Genomic DNA, 9612 nt, shown 5'->3' on the forward strand with positions numbered 1-9612 from the left:
ACCGTCCAGACAAGAAGGTAGGCCCACGCTAGCGAGATCGAATTTAGCGCTCCCGGTCCATCGGCACCACCGGTACGCCACGCTGCTCGGCAAAGCTTCATGTAGGCTGGGTTGCCAGGCCTTCAGCAGTGCAGCCGATTGGGCAACTTGGTAGCTGCTGGAGGATGCGGAGTGGTCTCGCTCGGGGCGATCGACGAAAGTGCCAATCGTCCTCGTTTGCCTGCGACGAACACCACACCTGTAACCCCGGTTGCCGTTATCGGCATGGCGTGCCGACTTCCCGGGGGTATTGACTCGCCGGAACGATTGTGGGACGCGTTGCTGGCCGGCGACGACCTGGTCACCGAAATTCCACCCGACCGCTGGGAAGTCGACGACTACTACGATCCCGAGCCCGGCGCGAAAGGTCGGTCGGTATGCAAGTGGGGCGCGTTCCTCGATGACGTTGCCGGCTTCGATTCCGAGTTCTTTGGGATCAACGAGCGCGAGGCGGCCGCGCTAGATCCACAGCACCGGTTGTTGCTGGAGACCTCTTGGGAAGCCGTGGAGCACGCGGGTCTCACCCCGAAGGCGGTGAGCGACTTGTTGACCGGTGTTTTTGTGGGACTAACTCATGCCGACTACCAATTGCTGACCGCTGATTCCGAAGCCATGGAGGGGCCGTACGGCTTCCAGGGCAACACGTTCAGCATGGCGTCCGGGCGGATCGCTTACGCCCTGCGGACCCACGGTCCCGCTATCACCGTGGATACCGCGTGTTCTTCTGGCCTGCTCGCTGTACACCTGGCGTGCCGCAGCCTCAACGACGGCGAAAGCGACCTTGCGCTAGCGGGCGGCGCGTTCGTCATGCTGGAGCCGCGGAAGTTCGCGGCGGCGTCGGCGCAGGGCATGCTCTCTGCCACGGGACGCTGTCATGCGTTCGACGTGGCGGCGGACGGATTCGTGTCTGGCGAGGCTTGCGCAATGGTGCTGCTCAAGCGGTTGCCCGAGGCGCTAAGCGACGGCGACCGGATCCTGGCGGTAATACGTGGCACCGCCGCGAATCAGGACGGCCATACCGTGAACATCGCGACACCGTCGGCGAGCGCGCAGACCGCGGTGTACCGGACGGCGTTGGCCGCGGCCGGTGTTGATCCCGGCACGGTCGGCATGGTCGAGGCACACGGCACCGGCACCCCGGTGGGCGATCCCATCGAATACGCAAGCCTAGCCAGGGTCTACGGCATCGAAGGCCCCTGCGCGCTGGCGTCGGTGAAGACCAACTTCGGCCATACCCAGTCGGCCGCCGGAGCACTCGGGGTGATTAAGGCGGCCCTCGCGTTGCGGCACGGTGTGGTTCCGCGGAATCTGCATTTCACCCGGCTTCCCGACGATCTTGCTCGCATTGATACGAAACTATTTGTGCCGCAAGAGGCTACGCCATGGGTCACCAACGGGCGCCACCCCCGACGGGCGGCGGTGTCGTCGTACGGGCTCTCCGGAACCAACGTTCACGCCGTCCTGGAACAAGCCCCCGAAGTCCTTGCGCCCACCGATATCTCAGCTGAATCGACGACTATGGCAGCACCGGGGGCAGCACCGCAATTTGGCGCCGACCCGTCCCCAGCAAGCGGGAGGTACCCCCAGCACCCGGCTCCGCCGCGCTCGCGATCGCCACTGCTGTTCCCGCTGTCCTCCACCTCGGCCGACGAACTGCGTCGCACCGCCGGCCGGCTGGCCGACTGGGTGCATGCACACGACGACGTTGCGTTGCCTGATCTGGCCTACACCCTGGCGCGTCGGCGTGCGCACCGCCCAGTACGCACCGCCGTCATCGCGAGCAACAGGTCGGAGCTCACCGAGGCGTTGCGCGGGGTCGCCGAGGGCGAGACCCCGTATCAAGCCGCGGTCGGGTCCGATGATCGGGGTCCGGTGTGGGTGTTCTCCGGTCAGGGTTCGCAGTGGGCCCGGATGGGCGCTGAGCTGCTATCGACCGAACCCGTATTCGCCGCCACCGTCGCGCAAGCCGAACCGGTGATTTTCCGCGAGTGCGGGTTCTCAGTGACCGACGCCATGTCGGCGCCGCAAACTGTGACCGGTCAAGACCGGGTCCAGCCGACGCTGTTCACCATGCAGGTCGCCCTGGCCGCCACCATGAAGGCATACGGGTTGCGCCCGGGAGCGGTCATCGGGCACTCCGTCGGCGAGGCCGCGGCGGCCGTCGTCGCGGGAGCCCTGTCCCTGGAAGACGGGCTGCGCGTTGTCTGTCGCCGCTCGCAACTGATGTCCCGAGTCGCCGGTTCCGGTGCGACGGCACTGGTGCAACTTCCTGCCCAACAAGTGCTTTCGGAGCTGACGGTCCGCGGCATCAAGGACGTCGTGGTGGCGGTGGTGGCTTCCCCGGACGCCACGGTGATTGCCGGTGCCGCGCCAACCGTTCGCGAGCTGGTCACGGCCTGGGAGCAGCGTGATGTGATGGCCCGCGAGATCCCCACCGATGTCGCCTTCCATTCGCCTCAAGTTGACCCGGTCGTCGACGAGCTAGTCGACGTGCTCGCGGAGCTCAATCCGATGACACCGGAAGTTCCTTTCTACTCGGCAACCCTTTATGACCCGCATGAACGCCCGGTGTTCGACGCCCGCTATTGGGCCGACAACATGCGCCGCATGGTGCGGTTCGCCGCAGCGGTGCGGGCCGCCTTGGAGGACGGCCACCGGGTCTTCGCGGAGCTCGCGCCGCATCCTCTGCTCACCCACGCCGTCGCGGCGACTGCCCGAAGTCTCGACACACCGCTGGCCACGGTGGCTAGTATGCGCCGCGAACAGGAACTACCGCACGGACTACTGGGCTTGCTAGCGGATCTGTACAGCGCGGGCGCCGCGGTCGAGTTCTCGGTGCTTTACCCGAATGGGCGGCTGGTAGACGCGCCGCTGCCGACCTGGACTCACCGGCGGCTGTGGCTTGGCGAGGGTAGTAGAGGCAGTCAAGAAGGCCAAACACGTGGTGGTTGCACCGTTTTCGTACATCCACTACTGGGGCCGCATATCCGCTTGCCGGAGGAACCCGAGCGCCATGTGTGGCAGGCCGAGATCGGCACTGGCACTCAACCCTGGCTGGCTGATCACCAGATCCACGATGTACCCGTGCTTCCGGGGGCGGCCTACTGCGAGATGGCACTGGCGGCGGCTCGGACGGTCCTTGGCGAAACGGCCGAAGCCCGTGACGTCCGTTTCGTTCAGGCCCTACTGCTTGAAGAGCAAACCACGGTCTGTGCTGTCGCGTCGGTGCAATCGCCGGGCTCGACAACGGGGCCTGTCGATTTCGTGGTGGAAAGCAATCGGCACGGCCAGCAAGTGCGACATGCAGTCGCCGCCCTGCATACCGCGCACGATAATCAGCCGCACCCACAGGACATGCCCGCCCTGCTGGCTGCGCACCCGAACCGCGAGGAAGGCACTGAGGTGCGAAAGCGCCTGGATCGGCACGGTATTCACTACGGGCCGGCGTTTACCGGTCTGGTCGCGGTGCGCACCGGCGACGCCGGCACCGTGCTGGCCGAGGTCACACTGAACGGTCAGATCCGCTCGCAACAGGCCGCCTACGGCGTGCACCCAGCACTGCTAGATGCCTGTTTCCAGTCGGTCGCGGCCCACCCGGACGTGGCGGCCATCGGCGGGGACGTGCTGGCGTTGCCGGTGGGTGTCCGTCGACTCCGCGCCCATGGTGCGGCCCGCAACGCTCGCTACTGCTACATGCGGGTCACCGGCAGCGACTGCGCCGGCATCGAGACCGACATCGATGTGCTCGACGAGCACGGCACCGTGCTGCTCGCCGTGCAGGGGCTGAGGTTTGCGACCCGAGCATCCGAGAACGGCCACAACGATCGGGTGCTGGCCGAGCGGCTGCTGACCATCGAATGGCAGCAGCGACAGTTGCCTGAACTTCCCCAGGCCGACGCCGGAGCGTGGCTGTTGATCAACACCACCAGTCCGGACGTGCCGGATGTGCCGGATGTGGTAGCCACCAAGTTGGGCCAGGCTCTACAAGACCATGGCGCGCACACCACCACCATGTGCTGGTCTTGCCAAACCGACGAAACATCGAACGCTTCGGAGGCGGCACGGCTTGGAAGCCAGTTGCGCGCCCGCGAATTCACCGGTGTGGTGATCTTGGCGGGACCACGCAACGACGACCCGGGCGAGCCGTGCCCGGTACGGGGCCGGGACAATGCGCAACATCTGGTGCGTGTCACCCGCGAATTGCTACAGCTTTCTGGCGAGCCGCCTCGCTTGTACGTCGTGACCCGCAGCGCCCAGACCGTGCTGGCCGGTGAGCGACCCAATCTGGAGCAGGCTGGGTTGCGGGGCCTGATCCGGGTGATCGGCACTGAACATGCGCATCTGGGCGCCGCCCATATCGATGTGGACGAATGCACAGACCCCGGGCAGCTGGCACGACAATTGCTCGGGGGTCGCAGGAGGACGAGACGGCCTGGCGAAACGACCAGTGGTACACCGCGCGGTTGCATCCCAGTCCGCTGCACCCCACGGAGCGACAAACCACCGTCGCTGACCATGAGCACGACGGGATGCGTCTGCAGATCCTGACGTCTGGCGATCTGGAAACTCTGGAACTGGTTGCGTGCGATCGGATTCCACCGGGGCCGGGGCAGATCGAGGTCGCAGTCCGCGCGTCCAGCATCAACTTCGCCGACGTGCTGGTCGCATTTGGCCGCTACCCCGCCTTTGAGGGGCGGCTGCCACAGCTCGGCACCGACTTCGCCGGCGTGGTGACCGCGGTCGGACCAGACGTGACCGACCACAAGGTTGGGGATCGTGTCGGCGGTCTGTGCGCCGCCGGCTGCTGGGGCACCTTCGTCACCTGCGATGCGCGCCTGGCCGTCTCGCTGCCAGACGGACTTTGCGACGACCACGCAGCGGCGGTGACGACCGCGCACGCCACCGCCTACTACGGCCTGCACGAACTGGCCAACATCAAGAGCCGCGACAAGGTACTGATCCATTCCGCTACCGGTGGGGTGGGACAGGCGGCGATCGCCGTCGCCCGCGCCGCTGGAGCCGACATCTTCGCCACTGCGGGCAGCGAACAGCGGCGGCAATTGTTGCGCGATATGGGCATTGAGCACGTATATGACTCGCGGAGCCTGGAGTTCGCCGACCTGATACGCCGCGACACCGAGGGCTACGGCGTCGACATTGTCCTCAACTCGGTCACTGGCGCCGCCCAGCGCGCGGGCCTCGAACTGCTGGCGGTGGGTGGGCGATTCGTCGAGATCGGCAAGCGCGACATCTACGGCGACAGCCGGTTGGGGCTCCTCCCGTTCCGGCGCAACCTCGCGTTCTACGGCGTCGACCTGGGACTGCTGGCATACAGCGATCCGGACCGGTTCCAAGACCTGCTGAACACCGTGTACCAACTCACCTCGGATGGCTCGCTGCCGACGCCCGAGTGCACGCACTACGCGTTTGCCGAGGCCGCCACCGCCATTCGGATGATGAGCGGCGCCCAGCACACCGGCAAGCTCGTGCTCGGTATCCCGCGCACCGGCCACAGCCGCGTTGTGGTGCCGCCGGCACAGGCACGGGTTTTTCGCCGCGATGGCGCCTACATCATCACCGGCGGGCTCGGGGCCCTTGGGCTGCTTTTCGCCGAGAAAATGGCGGCGGCCGGCTGTGGCCGTATCGTGTTGTGCTCGCGCTCGCAGCCGACTCTAAAAGCGGTGGAGAAAATCGAGTGCATCCGCGCGACCGGTGCCGATATCACGGTCGAATGCGGCGACATCGCCGAACGCGACATTGCCCAGCGGTTGGTGGCCACAGCGACCGCCACCGGGCTTCAGGTACGTGGCGTCCTGCATGCTGCGGCCGTGATCGAGGACGCCGCACTGCCCAGTATCACCGACCAGCTCTTCGAGCGCAGCTGGGCGGCAAAGGTTCACGGGGTGTGGAATCTGCACCAGGCCCTCCAAGAAGCCACTGCGGACGAGCCGTTGGACTGGTTCTGCTCGTTCTCTTCGGCGGCCGCGCTAGTTGGATCCCGCGGGCAAGGCGCCTATGCTGCGGCCAACAGTTGGCTGGACGCGTTCACCATGTGGCGCCGGGCCCAGGGCCTGCCGGCCACCACGATAGCCTGGGGCGCCTGGGCCCACGTCGGGCGCGCCACCGGCCTGGCCGACGGTGCCGGCGTTGCCATCTCTCCCGACGAGGGTGCCTACGCGTTCGAGGCCCTGCTGCGCCACAACCGCGCCTACACCGGCTACGCCCCGATCACGGGCGCACCGTGGATGACGGCCTTCGCCCAACGCAGCCCCTTCGCCGAGGAGTTCCGCGCCGTCGGAGAAAACTCAATGGGCACGGGCAAATTGCGCGCCGAGCTCAACCAGCTACCCGTGGACGAGTGGCCGCTTCGGCTGCGGCGCCTGATCTCCGACCAGGTCAGCCTGATCGTGCGGCGCAGCATCGATCCCGACCGGCCGCTAACCGAGTGCGGCATTGACTCGCTGGGCGCTCTCGAACTATCTACCCGCATCCAGGCGGAGACCGGAATCCGCATTACCGCTACCAACATCACCACCATTCGCGGTTTGGCGGAACTTCTGCGCGAAAGGCTGGCGCCAGCGTAAACCGCTTGAGCGAGCGCTGATTTGGCTGGGTGGGCTAGTTATGTCCGCGAGCGCGACGGCCACCAGTTCGCTTTCCCAACAAGCACCGCCAGCGCCGGCACGGTAATGGTGCGAACAACGAAGGTGTCCAGTAGCAGTCCAACGCCGATGACAAAGCCCGCCTGTACCATGGAGCTGATGCTGCTGAACAGCATCGCGAACATCGGTGCGGCGAAAATGATTCCCGCAGAGGTAATTACACCTCCGGTCGTTCTCACCGTGCGGATGACGCCTCGTCGGATCCCATGCGGTGATTCATCGCGAATGCGCGAGATCAACAACATGTTGTAATCGGCGCCTACGGCTACCAGCACGATAAACGCCATTCCCGGCACGCTCGCAGCCAGCGGCTGGCCGCCGATGAGTTGCAACACGATAACCGTAACCCCCAGCGACGACAGATACGAAAGGATCACTGTCCCAACGAGATACAGGGGAGCCACGACCGCCCGCAGCAGCATTACCAGTATCAAGAACACGACGGCGACGGTCATTATGATGATGTACCGCAAATCATGGTTGTAGTAGTCGCGCATTTCGCTGTAGAACGGCGTCAAGCCCGTCATCGATATCGACGCGTCGGCCAGCGACGTGTTTGGCTGCGCACTACGCGCGGCGGCGAGAATGGATTTGACCTGATCCATCGCTTTTGTGTCGTACGGATCCAACTTCGATTGCACCAAGTAGCGCACCGCGTGCCCATCCGGTGACATGAATACAGCGGCGAGATCCTTGAACTTCTTGTTACTCAGTATCTCTGGGGAGATATAGAAGCCCGCCGCGCCCGGCTGCGACGCGTTGAGCTTCATCGCTAACAGCAAGGCTGCGGCGTGCGACAGGCCTTCGCCCAGCTCTTTGGTTTGGTCATCCATCTTTCGAACCCCGTCGGCAATCTGTCGGCTGCCGTTCGCCAGGTCGGTGGCGCCTTGATCCAATGCCGCTAGGCTGCGCTGCAGCGAACCCGGGTTGCCCAGGCCCAGCGCGCGAATGGATTTGACGGCTGAGTCCAGCGATGGTTGCACCCTCTGCAGCGTATCGACAAGGCGCTGTAGCTGGTCTCGCAGCTTGCTACAGGACGGGTCGGTGGCGCAAATAGGGTTGCTATCCAGGTTCGTCAGCATGGTACGGGCCATGGCCACCGTGTCGTCGAGGTTCCCGACCGTTGGCTGGATCGAGTCGCCGGCGGACCGGTCGCTGGCGAGCTGCCTTCCGATGTCCTGAAGCGTCTCAGCGGCCGCGAGTTGATTCTTCAACTCCCCGAGTTTGCTGGATAGACGATTTATCACCGAAGTCGCCTGAGTCAGTTGGCCACGAACAACAGCGAGACTGTCAGCGAGTTTGCGAGCACCGCCGGTCAGCGCCTCGCGCGCGTCGCCGGTGCCGGCGATCTTCGACGACGCCTCCGAGAGCTTGTTGCCGATCTCGCCGGCTTGGTAACTCAGCGTGGCCTGTTCCAACGGTGCGCCGGTCGGCCGGGTGACCCCGCGCACCGCAGCGATATCGGGCAGCTGACTCACCCGCTGTGCCATCTGCTCAAGGTCCGCTAGGGCCTTGGGTGTGCGCAGATCACGCGGGGATTGGATCAGCAGGTACTGCGGAACGGTGGAATTGGCCGGGAAATGGCGTTCTAACGCGGCATAGCCGATGTTGCTTTCGGCCGAAGGCGGCAGTGTCGTGCGCGCGTTGTAGCTGGTGCGCATGACGGTCACGCAGCTGGCCAACGCGATCAGGACGGCCAGGCTGACAGCGAGATGCGCGACCGGGCGCCGCACGATATGAATTCCGGAACGTCGCCAAAGCCGGCCGGTGAGTTCGCGCCTGGGTGCCACCCAACCGCGCCGCCCGGCGAGCACCAGCATCGCCGGCAAGAGCGTAATCGCGGCCAGAAACGCCACCGCGATCGAAACCGCCAGCGCCGGCCCAGTGGTGGAAAACACCCGTAGGGTGGTGAAACTCATGCCGAGAAATGTGACCGCGACGGTAGCCGCGGAGGCGGCGATCACCTTGCCGATACCCGCCAATGCTCGCTTGATGGCTTGGTCAGAATCCATACCTTGCCGGAGATACTCGTGGTACCGACTGATCAGGAACACGGCGTAATCGACGCCGGCGCCAATCATCATCGCGGTCATGAACACGATCGTCTGCTGGGAGATGCCTAGACCCAGTCCCGCCAGCCCGGCGACCACCTGTTGCGCGACCGTTTGTGACATGCCGATGGTCACCAGTGGCAGCAGAATGGTGACCGGATTCCGGTAGACCACCAATAGAATCAGCAGCACCATCAGCAGGGTCGCGGTCTCGATCACATGCAGATCGCGTTCCCCCAGTTTGGCAAGTTCTGCGACGGTGGCCGTGATCCCCGTCATGTGCACGGTTAGCGTCGACCCCGCAGGGGCCTGTTTCACCGTCTGCTTGACGATTTGGACGACACGCTCGTAGGCCTCGTCAGAGGTTGGTGAACCCAGCTCGCCCGCGACGCCAACCGGTATGAACCAGGCCTTATTGTCTTTGCTGGCCAACACGTCACGCAGCGGGGGTTGGCTGATGAAGTCCTGCACCATGACGATGTCGCGTTTGTCACGACGCAGCTTGTCGACCAGGGTGCGGTAGACGTCCTCATCGGCGCGATTCATTCCGTGCTCGTCGGTGAGCACCACCAGGGCGATGTTTTGTACACCCGGTTCGCGAAACTCTTTGGCCATCTGCCGAGTTGCTACCGTTACCGGGGCGTCACTCGGCAGGACTTCCTGATTGCGGTCGCGCGCCATCTGCGTCAAGGGCGGAAGCGTCACCGTGAGCACCGCAGCCAGCATCACCCAGAAGCCGATCACTAGCAGCGGCCAACGCAGCACGATATGTGCCAGTCGCAGGAACATGCCCCCCACCGACAACCTCACCCCAAGGTTGCGGCGCAACATCTTGATTTGGCGCCGAGGCCAATTGAATT

The 9612-nt window shown here is 64.9% G+C and carries 1 protein-coding gene and 1 pseudogene; one reads left to right on the forward strand and one right to left on the reverse strand.

All coding sequences use genetic code 11. The annotated features are described in order from the left end of the window. Positions 1-264: 264 nt before the first annotated feature. Positions 265-6623: pseudogene (pks2, locus tag AADZ55_RS19785) on the forward strand (sulfolipid-1 biosynthesis phthioceranic/hydroxyphthioceranic acid synthase). A gap of 38 nt (positions 6624-6661) precedes the next feature. On the opposite strand, the gene AADZ55_RS19790 reads toward pks2, so the two are convergent. After that, positions 6662-9541, reverse strand: a complete 2880-nt coding sequence (locus AADZ55_RS19790) for an RND family transporter (RefSeq protein WP_119185010.1) — start codon at positions 9539-9541, stop codon at positions 6662-6664. Between the last annotated feature and the right edge of the window lie 71 nt (positions 9542-9612).

It is taken from the genome of Mycobacterium decipiens, assembly GCF_963853665.1.
Lineage (GTDB): Bacteria > Actinomycetota > Actinomycetes > Mycobacteriales > Mycobacteriaceae > Mycobacterium > Mycobacterium decipiens.

What these genes read in the sequence shown, in the direction of transcription:
- AADZ55_RS19790 (WP_119185010.1), bottom strand. Translation starts at nt 9,541, where the DNA reads ATGTTCCTGCGACTGGCACATATCGTGCTGCGTTGGCCGCTGCTAGTG.